A 19,082-nucleotide genomic window follows, 5' to 3' on the forward strand; every position below is an offset into this window, starting at 1 on the left:
ATGAGCAGGGCCGCCGCCTAGAACACCATCGCCAGAGCGGTGCCGGTGAAACGCCGGCCGCGCGACACACCGGTGGCCGGCGCCGAAGCCACGGACGACACCTGGACGACTTGTTGCCCGCCACGCACGGCCCGGCGAAAGCAGAGGAACGCCAGCCAGCTGAGCAGCGCCAACACCACGCAGGTGATCGCGACACCGCTTGCCCGACCATCCTTCTGCGCGCTGCCGGTCGCCACCTCGACTAGGACGGCTCCGAAGAACAGATCGACCAGCACGAGCAGCACGCCGGTCACGATCCACGGCCACCGACGTCGGCGGTCGGGCTTCGCAGTGCTCACCTGCCCTCCTTCTCCTCGCGGGCGCATCTCAGACACCCGGATGGCGGCGACGCTCCCAGCCCGGTCTCCGAAGAACCTGACAGGCCGTCGCCAGGCTCTGGCCCGGACCTATTCTTGACCGGTGCCGCGATCCGCACGCAGTTTTGCTGACGACCTCCGCGCGCGCAGCGATGATCAGCTGCGCACGCTCCTTCGTGCACGCCCGGACCTGACCCGACCGGCACCTGCCGACCTCACTGCCCTCGCCGCGCGCGCGAGCACCGTCGCCAGTGTCCGGCGCGCACTGGATCAGTTGTCCGCCGGCCACCTCCGCGTGCTGGAAGCCGTGCTGGTCAAGGACGTCGACGCTGCGCCCGAGCTGCTGGGTGCATCGAAGCGACACGTGCAGTCGATCTGCCGGGATTTGTGGGACCAGGCGCTGCTGTGGCGCAGCCCTGAGGGCTGTCGCCCCGCGCGAGCTGTTGCCGACGTGCTCACCGCACCAGCGCGGCTCGGGCCGACAAGCCGGGAGTTGGGCGTGCCCGACCTCTCGGAGAAGGCACTCACGGCATACGAAAGCCTCACTGGCGCAGCCAAATCCGCGATCGACCGACTGCGCTGGGAGCACCCGCGCGCGAGTTTCGACGGGCCTGCCGCGGCGGACGTGCTGAGCGAGCTGGTCGCCGCCGGGCTGCTGGTGCGCACCGACGATGACGGCGTCATTCCGCGCGAGGTGGGTCTCGCGCTGCGCGGCGGCCGACTCTATCGGGACGGTATCGAGCCACCGGTGCCACCGGATGGCGGGCAGGTCGCCAAGGACGCCGACGCCGACTCGGCCCGTGCCGCACTCGACATCCTGTGGCACGTCGAATCCGTTGTCCGGCAATGGGACTCGGCCCCACCTCGCGTGTTGCGCTCGGGCGGCCTCAGCGTCCGGGACCACCGAACCGTCGCTACCTCACTCGGTGTCGAGCTCGGGCTCGCGGCATTCGTCACCGAGTTGGCGTATGCCGCGAGCCTGATCGCGAACGACGGCGACTTCGAGCCGAGCTGGCTACCCACTGCCGCGTATGACGAGTGGGCCGACCGCGACCCGGCCGACCGATGGGCGGCACTGGCGACCGCATGGTGGGCGTCCGGCCGCGCCGCGTTTCTCGCCGGCGCCGGCACCACGCAGGGCACGATCAACGTGCTCGGCCCCGACGCCGCATGGCCGCTGATGCGCGGTCGCCGGCAGGACGTGTTGCATGCCCTGCGGGATGTGGACCCGGACGTCCCGGTGGCGGTCGACTACGTGGACGCCGTGCTGCGTTGGCGCCGGCCGTTGCGATTGCCTGCCGGCGCACCAACCCACGCCGCCGATGTACTCCGCGAGGCAGCCTGGCTCGGCATCACGGGACGCGACGTCCTTTCCACCGCCGGGCGTGCCCTGGTCGACGGAGCCGACCCTGCGGAGGCCATGCGAAGCGCCATGCCTGCGCCCGTGGATCACCTTCTGTTGCAAGCGGATCTGACGGCTGTCGCGCCCGGTCCGCTCACCGCTGACCTCGACGCTCTCATGCGCGAGTCCGCCGAAGTCGAGTCGCGTGGGGGCGCCACCGTCTATCGCTTCACGGACGCAAGCATCCGTCGCGCCCTCGACGGCGGCCGGCCTGCCGGCGAGTTGTTGGAGCGGCTGACGGTCGCCAGCCCGACTCCGGTGCCGCAACCCCTCGAATACCTCATCTCGGATGTCGCACGCCGGCACGGGCAGACCCGGGTGGGCACCGCAGGCTGCTACCTGCGCAACGACGACGTCGCGACTCTCGACGCAATGACCAATGACCGCTATCTCGCAGCGCTGCAGCTGCGCAGAATCGCACCGACGGTGGTCGTCTCGCCCGCCCACCCGGCAACAGTTCTGGAAATGCTGCGGCAGCACGGCTATTCGCCGATCGCCGAGGGCCAGGATGGTCACGTCGTCCGGGTCGGAGACGACCGTCGGCGCGCACCGGTGCCACGCACTGCGCAGCCGCCGACGCTCGACTCGGTCAGTGACGGCGCGATCGACCAGGTGATCGGCCACCTGCGGCGTGGCGAGATCGCTGCGGGCACCCGATCGGCGCGCAGCTCGGGCCCCCGCATCCCCTCCACCGATCCGACCGTGACCCTGGCGTTGTTGCAGGAGGCCGCGGCTGATCGCGCGGCCGTCTGGATCGGCTTCTCCGATGTGCACGGCGAGTTGCACCGCACCCTCTTCCACCCGCGACAGGTGGATGGCGGACGGGTCACGGGGACCGTCGGTGAGCGGGACGAGACACGGACCTTCTCCATCCACCGCATCTCCGGGGTCGCGTCCGAGTAGGCGCAAACTCCTTCAGCCGCAGGCATATTCGACCACCACGAACGGCCGCGTAGACCACCTCTTCGCGGGCCGATCACGCCCCGGCGCGCAACTTTGACCAAACCATTGCGAAACCTTTGCCCCTCGATGAATGCGCTCGGCAGTAGTTTCGGCCGTCATCACTATTGAGTTGTGACACATCTGAACGTTATCTGAAAGGACACCTATGTCGTCATCAACGCGACGTGGGCCGCGGCCAAGAGCCGCTGGCGTCGCATTACTGGGTGTGGTCGCTGCCTTGCCACTCGCCATGACCGGCGGAATGGCATACGCACACCCGTTGCACAGCGCGGCTCACCAGTCGCATCGTTCGGCAACCCGGGCACCCTCCACAGGGACCGTCTCCGGAACACCGATCAAGGCCGGCGTCAAGGTTCAGCACAGCTGTTCACAGTCGGTGAGGGAGGGCTGGGCCACCTGTTTCGCACTACGACAGTCCAACCCGGTCGAGCCGAACCGCATCGTCCCGCATGCCGTCACCCCGAATGCAACGCCGTCCGGTTACGGCCCCAGCGACATCCAGTCGGCATACAACCTCCCCAGCAGCACCGCCGGCTCGGGCACCACTGTCGCGATTGTCGATGCGTATGACGACCCCAACGCGGAGTCGGACCTCGCGACCTACCGCAGCCAGTACGGCCTGCCGGCCTGCACGACGGCGAACGGCTGCTTCACGAAGCTGAATCAGTCCGGTACGCAAGGAAGTTACCCGACCGCGAACACCGGGTGGGCGGGCGAGATCTCGCTCGATCTGGATGCCGTCAGCGCCGCGTGCCCGGCGTGCAAGATCATGCTGGTCGAGGCGAACTCGGCGAGCATGCCCGACCTGGGCACCGCCGTGAACACCGCGGTGGCCAAGGGCGCGAAGTACGTCTCCAACAGCTACGGCGGCTCGGAGGACAGCACCACCAACAGTGAGGACTCGAGCTACTACAAGCACGCCGGGGTCTTCATCACCGCCAGCACCGGCGACTCGGACTACGGCGCGGAGTTCCCCGCAACGTCAGCGTACGTGACGGCTGTCGGCGGCACCTCGCTCAGCAGAGCGAGCGGCACGAGCCGCGGATGGACCGAATCTGTCTGGTACACAAGCTCTTCCGAAGGCACCGGCTCGGGTTGTTCGGCATACGTGGCCAAGCCGTCGTTCCAGAGCGGCGTCAGCACCGGGTGCAGCAAGCGCGCCGAGGCCGACGTCTCGATGGATGCTGACCCGGCGACCGGCCTCGCGGTCTACCAGACCTATGGTGGCAGCGGATGGAGCGTGTATGGCGGGACCAGCCTCGCGTCCCCGCTGCTCGCGTCCACCGCGGCTCTCGCGGGCGCAGCCGGCAACTCGACCTACGGGAACGACCTGTCCTACTCGCACACAGCCGACTTCAACGACGTGACCAGCGGCAGCAACGGCAGCTGCGGCACGGTCCTGTGCAACGCGGGGACCGGCTGGGACGGACCGTCGGGCAACGGCACCCCGGACGGGGTCGCCGGTTTCGGTGCTCCCACGACTTCCGGTGTGACAGTGACGAATCCGGGCAGCAAGAGCAGCGCGAGCGGCACCGCCGTCTCACTGCAGCTCGCGGCGAGCGGTGGCACTTCGCCATACACCTGGAGCGCCAGTGGTCTGCCGAGCGGGCTGTCGATCAGCAGCTCGGGCCTGGTCTCCGGCACGCCGACGAAGGCTGGAACCTACTCGGTCACGGTGACCGCGACCGACGCAACGGGCACCACGGCGTCGGCAACGTTCCCCTGGACGGTCACCGCGAGCGGCGGCGGTGGCAGCACGTGCTCCGGGCAGCTCGTGCAGAACCCGGGCTTCGAGTCGGGCGCGGCCAACTGGACCGAGAGCAACAGCAACATCATCGGACAATGGGGCGCCGACGAGCCGCCGTATGCCGGGTCGTATGACGCCTGGCTGGACGGCTACGGGACGACACACACCGACACGCTGTCGCAGAGCATCACCATCCCGTCCGGCTGCACCGCGAAGCTGTCCTACTACCTGCACATCGACACCGACGAGACAGGTCCGACGGCATACGACAAGCTGACGGTGAAGGCCGGTTCGACGAAGCTGGCGACCTACTCCAACGTCAATGCGGCAAGCGGTTACACGCTGCACACGGTCAACCTGTCGGCGTTTGCCGGCAAGACGGTCAAGATCACTTTCACCGGCACGGAGGACGACTCGCTGCAGACGTCGTTCGTGCTGGACAACGTGACGGCAAACCTGTCGTGACGAACTACTGATTGAGCGGTACACCAACGCATTGAGCGGCACACTCCGAGACGGTCTCGGAGTGTGCCGCTCGATGCATATGTGTGCCGCTCAATGGGGCCGCTCGGCCAGCCATGCCTCGTGGGTGATCTCATAGAGCACCTCGCCCTTCTCGGTGCCCGGCAACGGATCGTCGAAGTCCACGAAATACGTTCGCACATAACGCATTCCGATCTTCTCCATTACTGCCCGCGACCCGGCGTTCACCGCCATGGTGTCCGCGACAACCTTCCGCACGCCGACGGTCTCGAACGCGTGCCGCAGCAACTCGCGGGATGCCTCGCTCGCATAACCCTGCCGCCAGTGTCTCCGCGCGATGCGATACCCGAGTTCGGCGGCGTCTGGGTCGACCGGTCGCAGCTGCGTGTGCCCTGGCGGGAGCATCATCAACCCGACGAACTCACCTGGCACGCAGTCAGGTTCACCTGTATGGCGGAACGCCACCCAATACCCGAGCCCGTCGATCCGACACCCCAACTCCATGCGTTCCGAATGCGATTCGAGCACTTCGTCGCGAGTGCGCGCCCGCCCCCAGATGTAGCGCAGCACCTCCGCGTCCGAGTCGAGCGCGACTTCCAGTTCGAGATGCTCGTCATCAAGCGGCACCATGAGCAGGCGCTCCGTGCGCAGCACTGGCTGGTTCATCGTCTTCTTCCTGATCGAGAGGACCCAATCCGCATCCACCGGACCCAATCCGGGCCGCGGTTTGGGGTCCGCTCGGTTCCCGATTGGGTCCTCTCGATCCGGAGACGTCCCCAGTTCAGAAGATCCGGACCTGCTCGTCCACGGCCAGGAACATCCCGTCCTGGTCGGAGACATCGAAGGCAGCTGCGAATTCACGCAGATTGCGGGCGACGTTGGCGCGGGCGTCGGCAGGCGAATGCGGGTCAATCGTCAGCAGCCGCTTCGCCTCCGCCTCGCGTGCCTTGCCACACCACACCTGGGCCCAGCCGAGGAAGAAGCGCTGCTCGGGGGTGAACCCGTCGAGCTCCGGCGACGCCTGGGTCTCCCGCGCGATCTGCAGCGCCTTGAAGCCGATCGTGAGACCACCGAGGTCGCCGATGTTCTCGCCGATCGTGAGGGCTCCGTTGATCGTGTTGCCCGGGGCATCCCGACCTTCCAACCCGTTGAACTGCTCGATCAGCTTCTGCGACAACGCGTCGAAGCGTTCGCGATCGTCGTCGGTCCACCAGTCGACCAGATTGCCGTCGCCGTCATACCGCGAACCCTGGTCGTCGAAGCCATGGCCGATCTCGTGCCCGATGACGCCACCGATGCCGCCGTAGTTGACGGCATCCTCGGCGTCGACGTCGAAGAACGGCGGCTGCAGGATCGCGGCCGGAAAGACGATCTCGTTCATCACCGGCATGTAGTAGGCGTTGACGGTCTGCGGAGTCATGAACCACTCGCCGCGGTCCACCTCGTCACCGACCCGGCTGAGCATGCGGTCGACCTCCCAGGCACTCGCCGCCGCAATGTTGCCGAGCAGGTCGTCCTCGCGAATCTCGATGCGGGAGTAGTCCTTCCACTCCTGCGGGTAGCCGATCTTGGGGGTGAACTTGGCCAGCTTCTCCAGGGCCTTCGCGCGCGTGGTCTCGCTCATCCAGGGCAGGTTCTCGAAGTCGCGCCGATATGCCTCGACGAGGTTCGCGACGAGCTTCTCCATCCGTTCCTTGGCGTGCGGCGGGAAATGCTTCTCGACATACAGCCGCCCGGCCGCCTCACCGATGAGCATCTCGACCAGGCCGACACCGCGCTTCCAGCGTTCGCGGTTCTCGGGTATGCCGGACAGCGTGCGGCCCGCGAAGTCGAACCGCTCGTCGACCATCGCCTGGTTGAGGTATGGCGCCCGGTCCGACACCAGACGCCAGGTGAGCCAGGACTTCCACGCCGTCACCGGTTCGTCACGCAGCGCCTCAGCGAATCCGGTGAGAAACGAGGGGTGCTCGACGTTCACCGGGTCGAGCACGCGCTCTTCCGCGCCCACGCCGTCGAGCCAGGCGTCCCAATCGAGTCCCGGCGTCAGTTCATCCAGCTCGGCGCGGGACAGCTTGTTGTAGGTCTTGACGGCGTCGCGCGCGGCAACCCGGTCCCAGTGCGACTTCGCGATCCGCGTCTCCAGCGCCATGATCGTGTCCGCCTGCCCGCCGTCGAGTCCGGCAAGCACGAGCAGTCGTCCGATGTGCCCGACATACTTCTCGCGAACTTCCGCGTGCTCGTCCTCGCGGTAGTAGGACTCGTCAGGCAGACCGATGCCCGCCTGCATGATGTAAAGGATGTTGTGTGCTGAATCCTTCGCATCCGCAATGGAATAGAAGCTGACGAAGGTGTCGACACCGCGACGGCTGAGCTGTCCACACACTCGCACCAGGTCCGAGCTCGTCTGCACCGAGTCGATCAGCGCAAGTTCGTCGGCCAGCGCGCCGGCGCCGAGCTGTTCGATGCGATCGGTGTCCATGAACGAGGTGAAGAGGTCCCCGACCTGCCGACGCGGCGTGCCCGGATCGGACTTCGACTCCGCGGCCTCCTCAATGAGGTGATGCACCGCCTCCTCCGCAGCCTCGCGCAGGCGGTCGAAGGTGCCGTACCGTCCGCGGTCCGAAGGGATTTCGGTCTCTCGCAACCACGTGCCGTTGACATGACCAAAGAGGTCGTCCTGCGGACGGACGCTCGTGTCGAAATTTTCGGTGATGACACCCGACTTCATCTGTGTGCACTCCTCATCAACTGACGTAGCTCTGGCTGCTGGCCAACCTACGCGGCGGCGCGGCCTGTGTCGCGTCGGTTGTGCAACGCGCGACGCGACACCGCCGTGCCCGGACCCCGCCGGAGCGGGTGATTGCCCTCGTTACAGTGAGCCCATGGCGGACACCCCCGACGGGCGCGGCACCCTCGACTGGCACTCAGCGGCGCACCGCACCGACCTGCTGGCGGCGCCACTGGTCGCGGTGCTCGCGTCCGTCCCGGGACTGGAGGTCGCCGAGATCGACCCGACGCTGGCCGACACGGCGGGGTTCTGCGCGGCATACGGCTCGGCGCCGGAGCTTTCCGCCAATTGCGTGGTGGTTGCCGGCCGCCGCGGCGAACTCACGCGGTATGCCGCGGTCGTCATACTCGCGACGACCCGCGCCGACGTCAACAAGGCGGTGCGCACGTTTCTGGACGTGCGCAAGTGCTCCTTCGCATCCATGGACGACGCCGTCCGGCTGAGCGAGATGGAGTATGGCGGGATCACCCCGATCGGACTGCCCGCCGACTGGCCGGTGCTGGTCGACGCGCAGGTCGCGAATGCGTCTGGGCCGGTCGTCATCGGCTCCGGGCTGCGTCGCAGCAAGTGCCTCGTCCCTCCGACAGAGCTCGCCGCCCTGCCCACCGCGCAAGTCGGCGTCTTCGCCGGCTGACCAGACACCTGGCGGCACACCGGAGGAAGTGAGCCCCGCCGGTCGTTACGGTTGATTGGGCGCCGCGGGCGAGCCACAGGTGCTTCCCGCCCGCCCCGGCACTGACTCGAAGGGACACCTGCGTGACCGACGGACCACTGATCGTCCAGAGCGACAAGACCGTGCTGCTGGAGGTCGACCACCCCCAGGCGACCGAGGCGCGGCGCGCGATCGCGCCGTTCGCCGAGTTGGAGCGCGCGCCGGAGCACATGCACACCTACCGCGTGACCCCGCTTGGCCTGTGGAACGCGCGGGCCGCAGGCCACGACGCCGAGCAAGTGGTCGACGCGCTGATCCGTTACAGCCGCTACCCCGTGCCCAACGCGCTGCTCATCGACATCGCCGAGACGATGGACCGCTACGGCCGCCTGCAGCTGACCAAGGACGACGACGGCCGCCTCATTCTGACTACCACCGATACCGCGGTCCTCGCGGAAGTGTTGCGGCACAAGAAGATTGCGCCGATGATCGGCGAGCGTCTCGATGACGCACGAGTGCTGGTCCACCCCTCAGAACGCGGCGCGATCAAGCAGCAGCTGATCAAGATCGGCTGGCCGGCGGAGGACGACGCCGGGTATGTCGACGGCGAGGCTCACCCGATCGCGCTGGTGCAGGACGGGTGGACGCTGCGGCCATACCAGCAACAAGCCGTCGACGGCTTCTGGCACGGCGGGTCGGGCGTCGTCGTCCTCCCCTGCGGCGCGGGCAAGACGCTCGTCGGGGCCGGCGCGATGGCCGAGGCGAAGGCGACCACCCTGATCCTGGTCACCAACACCGTCTCCGCCCGGCAGTGGCGGGACGAACTGCTCGCCCGCACCACGCTCACCGAGGACGAGATCGGCGAATACTCCGGCGCCCGCAAGGAGATCCGTCCGGTCACGATCGCGACCTACCAGGTGCTCACCCACAAGCGCAAGGGCGTCTTCCCACACCTCGAACTGCTGGACGCGCGCGACTGGGGTCTCATCCTGTATGACGAGGTGCATCTCCTCCCAGCACCGATCTTCCGGATGACCGCCGATCTGCAGGCCCGGCGCCGGCTCGGCCTGACCGCGACGCTGGTGCGCGAGGACGGCCGGGAGTCCGACGTGTTCAGTCTCATCGGCCCCAAGCGGTATGACGCCCCCTGGAAGGACATCGAATCGCAGGGTTACATCGCGCCTGCCGACTGTGTCGAGGTGCGCGTGACGCTGTCCGACAGCGACCGGATGGCCTACGCGATCACCGAGCCGGACGACCGCTACCGCTTCGCCTCCTGCGCGCCGGTGAAGGAGCCAGTGGTGGAGCAGCTCGTGCGACAGCACGACGGCCAGCCCACCCTGGTGATCGGCCAGTATCTCGACCAGCTCGAGTCGCTGGCCGAGCGGCTGGGTGCCGACCTGATCACCGGCGAAACGCGAGTTGCGCAGCGGCAGAAGCTGTTTCAGCAGTTCCGCGACGGCGAGATCAACAAGCTCGTGGTCAGCAAGGTTGCCAACTTCTCCATCGACCTGCCCGAGGCGAGCGTCGCGATCCAGGTCTCCGGCACGTTCGGCTCCCGGCAGGAGGAGGCCCAGCGTCTCGGCCGGGTGCTGCGGCCCAAGGGCGACGGCCGCACCGCCCACTTCTACACCATCGTCACCCGCGACACCGTCGACGCCGAGTTCGCCGCCCACCGGCAGCGGTTCCTCGCCGAGCAGGGGTACGCCTATCGCATCGTCGACGCCGACGACCTGCCGGTGCCCGACTGAGACTCAGCCCCGCAGGAACGCCAGCACCGCGAGCACTCGACGGGCCACACAACCTCAGGAAATGTGGTGCAGCACCGCCTCTACGGGCGAGATCGCGAAATAGATCAGGAAGAGAGTGGCAATGAGCCACATCAGCGACGGCACCTGCTTCACGCGACCGCGAGCCAGCTTCACGACCACGAACGCGATGCAGCCGGCACCGATGCCCACGGTGATCGAGTAGGCGAACGGCATCACCACGATCGTCAGGAACGCTGGTATGGCGATGTCCCAGTCGTGCCAGTCGATGCCGCCGACCTGCTGCATCATCAGAAAGCCCACCAGGACCAGCGCCGGAGTAGCGGCCTCGTAGGGCACCACACTCACCAGTGGCGACAGGAACGTCGACAGCAGGAAGAGCACGCCGGTGACGATCGCGGCGAGGCCGGTGCGGGCGCCCTCACTGACACCTGCCGACGACTCGATGAAACCGGTGTTGGAGCTCACCGACCCCAGGCCGCCCGCCGCCGCGGCCAGGGAGTCGACAACCAGGACCTTCTGGGCGTTCTCCGGGTTGCCGTCCGCGTCAAGCAGGTCCGCCTTCGCACCGATCGCGACCATCGTGCCCATGGTGTCGAAAAAGTCCGCGAGGACCAGCGAGAAGATCAGCATCAGCGCGGTGATGACACTGATCCGCCCGAACGATCCGAAGAGGCTGACATGCCCGATCAGTCCGAAGTCCGGTGTGTCGACCCAACTGTGCGGCAGCTTCGGGACGTTCAGCTCCCACCCCGTGGGGTTCTTGGTGCTGAGCGCTCCCTGATGGCCGATCGCCTGCACGACCACCGCGAGCACGGTGGTCGCCAGGATCGCAATCAGTATGGCGCCCTTGATTTTTCGCACGTACAGGACGATCACGAGGATCAACCCGACGCAGAAAACCAGCAGCGGCCAGCCCTTCAGCTGGCCGTTCACGCCCAGCTGCACCGGCGTGCCCGAGCCGGGCCGCACGAATCCCGACTCGAAGAGCGCCAGGAAGGTGATGAACAAACCGATGCCGACGCTGATCGCCGTCTTCATCGGCGGCGGCAGGGCGCGGAACGCGGCGACCCGGAAACCGGACAGCACGAGCACCAGCATCACGATGCCTTCGAGCACCACCAGGCCCATGGCGTCGGCCCACGTCATACCGGGCAGCGCAGCAATCGAGAATGTCACAAAACCGTTGAGCCCCAGACCGGTTGCGATGGCCAACGGGAAGTTGGCGATGAACCCCATCAGGAGCGTCATGACACCGGCAACCAGGGAGGTCGCCGCGGCGATCTTCGCCAGGTGCAGGTCGCTGCCGCCACCGAGGAAGTGGCCGTGACCGTCCTTGGCCGTGCCGATGATCAACGGGTTGAGCACGATGATGTAGGCCATCGCGAAGAACGTCACGACCCCGCCACGGATCTCGCGACCGATCGTGGACCCGCGGGCGGTGATCTTGAAATGGCGATCCAGAGCATTAGCACCGATGGCTGGCGTCGTCATGGCGATGAGCGTAGGGGTAAATGGCAGGCAGGACTCCCGATTAGGCTGAGCCGCGTGAACGATTCCGAGGCCGAGGAGCCGAACGCCGACGATCTGCTCCCGGTGAAGATCGACGTCCTGCGCGTGGTCGAGATCGGCGTCGCGCTGTGGGTGATCGCCCTGGTCGTCACGCTCGTCATACCGGCGCTGCACCGGGACGGCCACGACTGGTGGCCGTGGACCTGCGTCGCAGGCGCAGTGCTCGGCGGCATCGGCTGGGGCTACCTGCGCCGTGGAAGAGGCAACGCCGCAGCCGCCTGAAGCGGCATACCGTCCCATCATCCGGTGGGCCGACTTCCGCGCAGGCGGCACGAGGGTACAAAGTTGTCCCATGACCTCTGATCCCGCCCTGCAGGATTCGACAACCTTCGTGCTCTTCGGAGCGACCGGAGACCTCTCCCGCCGCAAGCTGCTGCCCGGACTGTTCCACCTCTTCGACACCCACTTGCTCGCCGACCTGCGCGTGATCGGGACCTCGCTGGAGGACCTCACCCGCGACGAGTTCGTCGCGTGGGCGAAGGACGCCGTCACCGAGTTCGGGAAGCACCCAACGGACACCAAGGTGTGGAACGCATTCGCGAAACGCCTTTATTACGTGCCGGGTTCGGCGGGTCCGGCCGCGCTGCGCAATGTGGTGACCGAGGCCGAGCAGGACATGGCCCCGCCGATCCAGCGCCTGCACTACCTGAGCGTCCCGCCGAAGGCGGCGCTCGACGTCATCCAGACGCTCGAAGCCGCCGACCTGGTCAAGGACTCCCGCGTCATCATGGAGAAGCCGTTCGGCACCGACCTGGCCAGTGCGGTCAAGCTGAACGGGGCGGTGCACGCCGTCTTCGACGAGGAGCAGGTCTATCGCATCGACCACTTCCTCGGGAAAGAGGCCGCGCTCAACATCCTGGCGTTCCGTTTCGCCAACGGTCTCTTCGAGCCGATCTGGCACCGCAACTTCATCGACCACGTGCAGATCGACGTCCCGGAAGTGCTCGGGCTGGAAGGGCGTGCCGCCTTCTACGAGGGCACCGGCTCCTACCGGGACATGGTCGTCACGCACCTCTTCCAGGTGCTCGCATTCACCGCAATGGAACCGCCGACCTCCCTGGACCCGGCCTCGATCACCGAGGAGAAGAACAAGGTCTTCCGGTCGATGCTGCCGATCGAACCCACCGATGTCGTCCGGGGCCAATATCAGGGCTACCGCGACGAGAAGGGCGTCAGCCTCGAGTCGGAGACCGAGACCTTCGTCGCGCTCAAATGCCGCATCGACAACTGGCGCTGGGCGGGAGTCCCGTTCTATCTACGCACCGGCAAGAAGCTCGCCGAAGGGCAGCGGATCATCTCCATCGCGTTCAAGGAACCACCGAAGTCGATGTTCCCGGCCGGATCGGGCGTCGGCCAGCAAGGTCCTGACCACCTGACCTTCGACCTCGCCGACGAAGCACGAGTTTCGTTGTCGTTCTATGGAAAGCACCCCGGACCCGGCTTCCGCCTCGACAAGGTGTCGATGCAGTTCGCCGTGCAGGACACCGACTGGGCCGGGGCTGTGCTCGAAGCCTACGAGCGCCTCATCTACGACGCCGTCCGCGGCGACCACACGCTCTTCACCACCGCCGACGGCATCGAGCGCCTGTGGGAGATCAGCCAGCCACTGCTGGACAACCCGCCGCCCGTGCGCCCCTACGCACCCGGGTCCTGGGGCCCCAACCAGATCCACCAACTCGTCGCACCCAACGCCTGGCGCCTGCCCTTCGAGCGCAAGTGGCGCGTGCCGAGCTGAGTCTTTGCGCTGCACTCCTCGCAGAGGGGGTGCAGGTGGCCACGAACAAGTTCGTTGGCCACCTGCACCCCCTCTGGTCGTCGTTCCGCGGGCGTCCGCTGTGCGTCCGGATGGGTTGATCTGGCCCGTCACCACGGCTAGCGAGGTATGCCGGACCCAGCGCCGAAGTCCGCAAACCTCGACCGTCGAAGGTTAGGTAGTCCGGGAGCGCCGGCTAAGTGAAGTCGAGTGCCAACTCGTCGAGAACGGGTGCCTCCAGAGTCTCGGGAGGCGTTGCGGGAGCGTCGGTTTCGCTGTGCGCGCCGCATCCGTGGTCGAGCGAGACGACCCGCCCGTCGGACGGCGACCACTCACCCGCGCAGACGCCGAAGAGCTGACGCAACACTCCCGGGAGCGGCAGGAAGAACCCGCACGAGGAGCAGTGTGCCTTCGCCTGGCGAGCCACCTCGGAGCTAGGACCACCGTCACCGTCATACCAGCGCTGGGCGGCTGCCTCGCGACCCTCCGCGGACAGCACCCGCGGCCGGCCGAGTCCGAACTCGACGAACGCGACCTGGTCGACGTCCTCTTCCCCGGTCGCCTCGAATCCCTGCTCCAGCAGCGGGTCACCCGCGACATACGGCCGCTCGTCGCCGGCACCGATGTCACCGGGCGCAAGACGCTCGACATACGGCAGCCACTCGGGCGCCAGGATCGCGGCGTCGGTCGGCAGCAGGTTGGTCTCGCAGACGGTGGCGAACTTCTGCCGCGGCGCGCGGGCGACCGAAATGGCCCAGTGCCAGCCGACGTACCCCGGGGAGGTGCACTGGAAGTAGTGCATCGCCAGCCGCTCGTCCAGCATGACGGCGCCCGCGTGGTCCCCGACCGCGCCGGGTTCGGCGATGGCGAGGGCTGCCTCGTGCGCGAGAGCGACGCCGTCCAGCAGCACCTTGTCCGCCTTGACGGCGACCCGGCCGGGTGCCTTCTGCGCCGTGACTTTCCGCGTGCCCGTCTTCTTGGCGGGCTTCTTCGCCACCTTGGCGGCGGACTTCTTGGTGGGTGACATGTCAGACCTCGAGATCGTCGGCGACAGCGCGCAACACGGTGGCGACCTTCTCCGCGTGCCGCTTGTCGGGGTAGCGTCCGCGCCGCAGACCGTTGCCGAGATCGTCCAGCAGCTTGATGACGTCCTCGACGATGACCGCCATGTCGTCGGCCGGCTTGCGGTGGCGGGCCGCGAGGGAGGGGGACGCATCGCGGATGGTGACGCTGAGCGCCTGGGCGCCGCGCCGACCCTCGGCGACGGAGTAGTCAATGCGAGTGCCGCTCTTGACCGAGGTCACACCCGCCGGGAGCGCACTCGAAGGCAGGAAGACGTCCTGGCCGTCGTCGCCGGAGACGAAACCGAAACCCTTGTCGGAGTCGAAGAACTTGACCTTGCCGGAAGGCACCGTGACACCTACTTGATCGTTGCGGAGGGCTGAACTGAGTGGGAGCGACCCGGACGAACCGCCGTGTCGATGCCTGCGCAAGATTAACGCCTCGCGCAGGCATCCATCGAATCGTTCCGCCGTCCGGCCGGGGTTGTCACCGCGTGCGCAGTTCGCCCAGTCGCGGCACCAACTCGGTCAGCTCACCGACGATGAGGTCGGCACCGGCGGCCCGCAGCGTGACGGCGTCCGCGGGGCCGGTGGTCACACCGACCGCGACGGCTTCCGCCGCCCGCGCCGCATGCATGTCCCCCGCGTGGTCGCCGACGTATGCCGTAGCCCCGTGCTCACGCAGCGGAGCCGACTTGTCGTGCCCGAAGAGATCGCCGACCACGACGTCCGGCACGATCCCCACGTGTTCCAGCGTTGCGCGCACGGCGGGCGGGTTCTTCGCGCTCACGACCAGGACCGTCCCGCCAGTCTCGTGGATGGCGGCGACCAGCGCGGCCGCACCCGGCAGCGGCACCGTCAGCTCGATCGCGTGCTGCAGGTAGTGCGCCCGGTAGTCGGCTGCTGCGGCCACCACCTGGCCGGCCGGTAGGAAGTGCCCCAGATTGTCCAGCAGCGGCGCGCCGATGAGCGGCCAGAGCTGTTCGTCGGTCGCGGCAACACCACGCTCCTGCAACACCTTTCGCATGCTGCCCGCGATGCTGTGGCGCGAGTCGACCAGTGTCATGTCCAGGTCGAAACCGACGACGAGTCCTGCGTCCTTCATGGACACTTCTTATCGTCCGTAGGGGTCCTTCGGATCGCCCGGGGTCGGGCCGTATGGCGGCTGGCCGCCTGGGGCCGGGCCGCTGTGTGGCGGGGGGCCCGCGCCATACGGGCCGGGGTAGGTGCCCGGCGCCCCCGGATATCCGGCAGCGGCCAGGCGAGCCCGGTTGCGTTCCTTGCCGGAATTGACCAGCTTGACGATGCCGATGATCAGCAGCACGACTCCCACGAGGAACACGAGAGCGCCGCCGCCGACGCCGATGCCGATCGGCACCAGCACCCGGTGGGCGATGTCGCCGGCGATGTCCGAGTCCAGCACCTTGGTCCGCAACCCTGAGCAGTCGATCGTGTAGTCGCCGGCGGTAGTGGGCTGGAAGGTGCCGACGCGGGTCAGCGCCGTGCTGCCCCAGTCGATAGTGAGGCGTCCGTCGCCCTGGCTGACCGCGACCTGCTGACCGTCGGGTCCGGTGATCCGGCAGGCCGGCAGGGCCTGGGAATCGTCATACGTGCCATCGACCAGGATCGTCTGGCTGTCCGTCGTGTCGACGTGCACGCTGCTGCTCGCGGCATGCCACGGCTGATCGTTGACAGCGCTCATGCCGTGAGACACGCCCTGCCAGATGCCGATGCCTGCGGCGGCCGGCGCCAGGATCAGCATCAGGACCGCACCGACGATCGTCAGCGCGAGTCCGCGTCGTCGGGGCAGGCTCATGGTTTCCTTCCGGCCGGGTGACGGTCACCGGGCGCAGTGCCATCATCCCCCACCCGAGCGGTGACGCGCGCCTCAACGGTCCCGTCGGCGCTCCGATCCGGCGTACGGCTCCTCAGCCGACCGGCATACCCACTCGGCGCTGGGAATCCCAGAGCCGGGCGTAGGCGCCACCCGCGGCGAGCAGCGACTCGTGTGTGCCGCGCTCGATGATCCGGCCGTGGTCGAGCACGACGATCAGGTCCGCGTCGCGCACGGTGGACAGCCGGTGGGCGATGGTGAGGGTGGTGCGACCGCGGCTCACCTCGTCGAGTGCGAGTTGCACCGCGCGCTCGGTGGCATTGTCCAGCGCACTGGTGGCCTCGTCGAGGACCAGCACGCGAGGGTCGTGAAGAATGGTGCGGGCCAAGGCGATTCGCTGTTTCTCCCCGCCGGAGAAGCGGTAGCCGCGAGCGCCGACCAGCGTGTCGTACCCGTCGGGCAGTGCCTCGATGAGGTCGTGCACCTGCGCCGAGCGGGTGGCCGCCTCGATCTGCGCGTCGGTAGCATCCGGGCGGGCGTAGCGCAGGTTCTCGCGGATCGTGGTGTGCAGCAGGTAGGTCTCCTGGGAGACCACCCCGACGAGCGATGCGACGTCCTGCAAGGTCATCTCCCGCAAGTCGACGCCGTCGATCGCGACGGATCCGCTGGCCGGGTCGTGCAGCCGGGAGACGAGACCGGCGAGCGTCGATTTGCCGGAGCCGGTCGCTCCGACGAGCGCGACCTGGGCGCCGGCCGGCAGCCTCAGGTCAATGCCGTCCAGGGCGTTGCGATCGGCACCGTCATACCGGTAACGAACGCCGGTCAGCGTGACCTCGCCGCGGGCGGTGGCGACGTCGATCGGCACCGGGTGCTCGGGGTCGTCGATGGTGACGGGCAGGTCGAGGAACTCGAAGACCCGGCTGAACAGGGCCATCGACGTCACAACCTCGGCGCCGACGTTGAGCACGCCGAGCACCGGGCGGAAGAGCGCTGCCTGCAGGGTGGTGAACGCGACGAGCGTGCCGATCGACATACCTCCGCCCGTGGCGGGCAGACCGGCGGCCAGATAGATCAGCGCCGGTATGGCGGCGAAGACGATCGCCATCGTGCCCATCCGCCATCGACCGGCCATCTGCGATTGGAGCTCCAATTCGGTGAGTTCCGAGGAGGTTTCGCGGAACCGTGCCGAGAGGGCCGGGCCAGATCCGACGGTCTTGGCGAGCATGACGCCGCTGATCGAGAGCGACTCCTCGATCTGGGTCTGCATGTCGGCGAGCGCCCGCTGCGCGCGGGCCTGGATGGTGCGGCGCAGCCGCGCGACGCGGCGGGTCAGCCAGATCGCCGGAGGCAGGATCAGCAGGCTGAGCAGGGACAGGCGCCAGGAGAGCACGACCATGGCGATCGCCGTGCCGACGGCAGTGGTGATGTTGGTGGCCACGGAGGTCGCCGAGTCGGTGACGACCGTCTGCATGGCGTTGACGTCGTTAGTCAGGCGGGACTGCACCTCGCCGCCACGGGTGCGGGTGAAGAAGCCCAGCGACATGCGTTGCAGGTGGGTGAACAGGTCGGTGCGCAGCCCGTGCATGACCTGCTGGCCGATGCGGGTGGACAGGAAGGTTTGCACGACCCCCAGCGCCTGGGTGACCACGGTGACGATCAGCATCGCCCCGACGAGTTCGAGCAGCAGCGAGACGTTGTGCTGCGGGATGGCGCTGTCGATCAAGCGGCGGATGAGGAACGGCGTCACCAGCCCGATCAGGGAGCTGGCGACGATGATGCCGGTGACCACCGCGAGGGGGAAGCGATGCTGCCGGAAGAGGCCGGCGATCCGGCGCAGGGAGACGGGATGTTCGGCGAGTTGCTCGACGTCGGCGGGGTCCTTCTTGCGACTGGCGCGGGTGCCGGGCGGCCGGCCGCCTCGTTCGCCGAGGCCGCGCGGTTGCAGGCCCGAAGATCCGGAAATTGTCGGGGTGCCCGTCATAGGGCAGCACCTGCCTTTCGGTTGATCGGCATTGATGAGGTTACCTCACAGTGTTGTAACCTCAACAGCCGCCCTACAATTCCCGTATGCCGCCACGTCCGCAGCCCGACATTGAGGACGAACCAACGCTCGCCCAGTCGGTCATGCGCGTTGCGCGCATGCTGCGGCGGGCGAGCCAGAGCGAACTCGAGCCGTTCGGCCTGACCCCCAGCCAGTCGCGGGCGCTCGGAGTGGTCAGCCGCTGCGGGGATCGGCCGCCGCGCCTGCGGGACATCGCGGCGCGCCTCGACATCGCGCCACGCTCCGCGACCGAGGTAATGGACGACCTGCAGCAGCGCGGTCTTGTCGAACGCACGCCGGACCCGACCGACCGGCGCGCCGTGACCATCACACTGACCGATGCCGGCCGGGAGTTGCGCCGCCGGATCGAGCGCGCCCGGGCTCGGCAGGGTGACGCCTTCTTCGGACACCTGAGCGCCGAGCAGCGAGCGGATCTCGCCGACCTGCTGCAATCCGCACTCGCACCGCACACGTCGCCCCGATCGCCGCGCTGACGCGAGCGGCGTGCGCGGCGGGCGCAACCAGCAACGGTCGCCGATTGCGCGCGAGCTTCGGCGGCAAACCTCGTCCCCAAAGCTCGACGGTCGCGCCTCCGGGACGGGTAACTGGCGGGCGTCCCCGCCATACTCCGATATTAATGTCAGATTGACATATATACCCC

Annotated in this window: 16 protein-coding genes; 7 read left to right on the forward strand and 9 right to left on the reverse strand. The window is 67.7% G+C overall.

Features of this window, described 5'->3' with window-relative positions:
* Positions 1-17: 17 nt before the first annotated feature.
* Positions 18-338, reverse strand: a complete 321-nt coding sequence (locus tag EFY87_RS00185) for a hypothetical protein (protein ID WP_148043184.1) — start codon at positions 336-338, stop codon at positions 18-20.
* Between the two features lie 121 nt (positions 339-459).
* On the opposite strand from EFY87_RS00185, the gene EFY87_RS00190 reads away from it, so the two are divergent.
* Entirely contained in the window at positions 460-2,661 is a 2,202-nt protein-coding gene (locus EFY87_RS00190) for a helicase-associated domain-containing protein (RefSeq protein ID WP_123269306.1), read from the forward strand.
* 436 nt (positions 2,662-3,097) lie between these two features.
* Positions 3,098-4,933 carry a S53 family peptidase gene (locus tag EFY87_RS00195; protein ID WP_245988250.1) on the forward strand — a complete coding sequence of 612 codons (1,836 nt, stop codon included), beginning with the start codon at positions 3,098-3,100 and terminating at the stop codon, positions 4,931-4,933.
* A 90-nt stretch (positions 4,934-5,023) separates the two neighbouring features.
* On the opposite strand, the gene EFY87_RS00200 is transcribed toward EFY87_RS00195, so the two are convergent.
* Positions 5,024-5,617: a GNAT family N-acetyltransferase gene (locus EFY87_RS00200; RefSeq protein ID WP_123269308.1), complete on the reverse strand. Its 594-nt coding sequence runs from the start codon at positions 5,615-5,617 to the stop codon at positions 5,024-5,026.
* A 115-nt stretch (positions 5,618-5,732) separates the two neighbouring features.
* Positions 5,733-7,679 carry a M13 family metallopeptidase gene (locus EFY87_RS00205; RefSeq protein ID WP_123269309.1) on the reverse strand — a complete coding sequence of 649 codons (1,947 nt, stop codon included), beginning with the start codon at positions 7,677-7,679 and terminating at the stop codon, positions 5,733-5,735.
* A gap of 154 nt (positions 7,680-7,833) precedes the next feature.
* Between EFY87_RS00205 and EFY87_RS00210 the strand changes: the two genes are divergently transcribed.
* Positions 7,834-8,373: a YbaK/EbsC family protein gene (locus EFY87_RS00210; protein WP_123269310.1), complete on the forward strand. Its 540-nt coding sequence runs from the start codon at positions 7,834-7,836 to the stop codon at positions 8,371-8,373.
* Positions 8,374-8,495: 122 nt separating this feature from the next.
* Positions 8,496-10,142 carry a DNA repair helicase XPB gene (locus tag EFY87_RS00215; RefSeq protein WP_123269311.1) on the forward strand — a complete coding sequence of 549 codons (1,647 nt, stop codon included), beginning with the start codon at positions 8,496-8,498 and terminating at the stop codon, positions 10,140-10,142.
* 54 nt (positions 10,143-10,196) lie between these two features.
* Here the strand turns inward: EFY87_RS00215 and EFY87_RS00220 are convergent, their stop codons facing one another.
* Positions 10,197-11,654 carry an NCS2 family permease gene (locus EFY87_RS00220; protein WP_123269312.1) on the reverse strand — a complete coding sequence of 486 codons (1,458 nt, stop codon included), beginning with the start codon at positions 11,652-11,654 and terminating at the stop codon, positions 10,197-10,199.
* Positions 11,655-11,708: 54 nt separating this feature from the next.
* On the opposite strand from EFY87_RS00220, the gene EFY87_RS00225 reads away from it, so the two are divergent.
* A complete protein-coding gene (locus EFY87_RS00225; RefSeq protein WP_245988253.1) occupies positions 11,709-11,954 on the forward strand; it encodes a DUF2530 domain-containing protein in 246 nt (81 codons plus the stop codon).
* Between the two features lie 70 nt (positions 11,955-12,024).
* Complete coding sequence (gene zwf, locus EFY87_RS00230) at positions 12,025-13,467, forward strand: glucose-6-phosphate dehydrogenase (RefSeq protein WP_123269313.1); 1,443 nt, start codon at positions 12,025-12,027, stop codon at positions 13,465-13,467.
* Positions 13,468-13,681: 214 nt separating this feature from the next.
* Here the strand turns inward: zwf and EFY87_RS00235 are convergent, their stop codons facing one another.
* The 5 genes from EFY87_RS00235 to EFY87_RS00255 form a co-directional block, all read right to left on the reverse strand.
* The gene (locus tag EFY87_RS00235; protein ID WP_123269314.1) at positions 13,682-14,512 is read right to left on the reverse strand and encodes a DUF3027 domain-containing protein; all 831 of its coding nucleotides are present in this window, start codon (positions 14,510-14,512) and stop codon (positions 13,682-13,684) included.
* Between the two features lies 1 nt (position 14,513).
* Positions 14,514-14,897 (reverse strand): cold-shock protein, encoded by a 384-nt coding sequence (locus EFY87_RS00240; RefSeq protein ID WP_123269315.1) that lies wholly within the window; start codon positions 14,895-14,897, stop codon positions 14,514-14,516.
* Positions 14,898-15,033: 136 nt separating this feature from the next.
* Entirely contained in the window at positions 15,034-15,651 is a 618-nt protein-coding gene (locus EFY87_RS00245; RefSeq protein ID WP_123269316.1) for an HAD family hydrolase, read from the reverse strand.
* A gap of 9 nt (positions 15,652-15,660) precedes the next feature.
* Positions 15,661-16,362, reverse strand: a complete 702-nt coding sequence (locus EFY87_RS00250) for a hypothetical protein (protein ID WP_123269317.1) — start codon at positions 16,360-16,362, stop codon at positions 15,661-15,663.
* Between the two features lie 112 nt (positions 16,363-16,474).
* Entirely contained in the window at positions 16,475-18,361 is a 1,887-nt protein-coding gene (locus tag EFY87_RS00255) for an ABC transporter ATP-binding protein (RefSeq protein ID WP_123269318.1), read from the reverse strand.
* 86 nt (positions 18,362-18,447) lie between these two features.
* On the opposite strand from EFY87_RS00255, the gene EFY87_RS00260 reads away from it, so the two are divergent.
* A complete protein-coding gene (locus EFY87_RS00260; RefSeq protein WP_123269319.1) occupies positions 18,448-18,915 on the forward strand; it encodes a MarR family winged helix-turn-helix transcriptional regulator in 468 nt (155 codons plus the stop codon).
* The last annotated feature ends 167 nt before the right edge of the window (positions 18,916-19,082 follow it).

This window comes from Flexivirga caeni (assembly GCF_003724155.1).
Lineage (GTDB): Bacteria > Actinomycetota > Actinomycetes > Actinomycetales > Dermatophilaceae > Flexivirga > Flexivirga caeni.

Bases quoted from the DNA above. Each gene is read 5' to 3' on its own strand.
- EFY87_RS00200 (WP_123269308.1), bottom strand. From the start codon at position 5,617: ATGAACCAGCCAGTGCTGCGCACGGAGCGCCTGCTCATGGTGCCGCTT.
- EFY87_RS00205 (WP_123269309.1), bottom strand. From the start codon at position 7,679: ATGAAGTCGGGTGTCATCACCGAAAATTTCGACACGAGCGTCCGTCCG.
- EFY87_RS00210 (WP_123269310.1), top strand. From the start codon at position 7,834: ATGGCGGACACCCCCGACGGGCGCGGCACCCTCGACTGGCACTCAGCG.
- EFY87_RS00220 (WP_123269312.1), bottom strand. From the start codon at position 11,654: ATGACGACGCCAGCCATCGGTGCTAATGCTCTGGATCGCCATTTCAAG.
- zwf (WP_123269313.1), top strand. From the start codon at position 12,025: ATGACCTCTGATCCCGCCCTGCAGGATTCGACAACCTTCGTGCTCTTC.
- EFY87_RS00235 (WP_123269314.1), bottom strand. From the start codon at position 14,512: ATGTCACCCACCAAGAAGTCCGCCGCCAAGGTGGCGAAGAAGCCCGCC.
- EFY87_RS00245 (WP_123269316.1), bottom strand. From the start codon at position 15,651: ATGAAGGACGCAGGACTCGTCGTCGGTTTCGACCTGGACATGACACTG.
- EFY87_RS00250 (WP_123269317.1), bottom strand. From the start codon at position 16,362: ATGAGCCTGCCCCGACGACGCGGACTCGCGCTGACGATCGTCGGTGCG.
- EFY87_RS00255 (WP_123269318.1), bottom strand. From the start codon at position 18,361: ATGACGGGCACCCCGACAATTTCCGGATCTTCGGGCCTGCAACCGCGC.
- EFY87_RS00260 (WP_123269319.1), top strand. From the start codon at position 18,448: ATGCCGCCACGTCCGCAGCCCGACATTGAGGACGAACCAACGCTCGCC.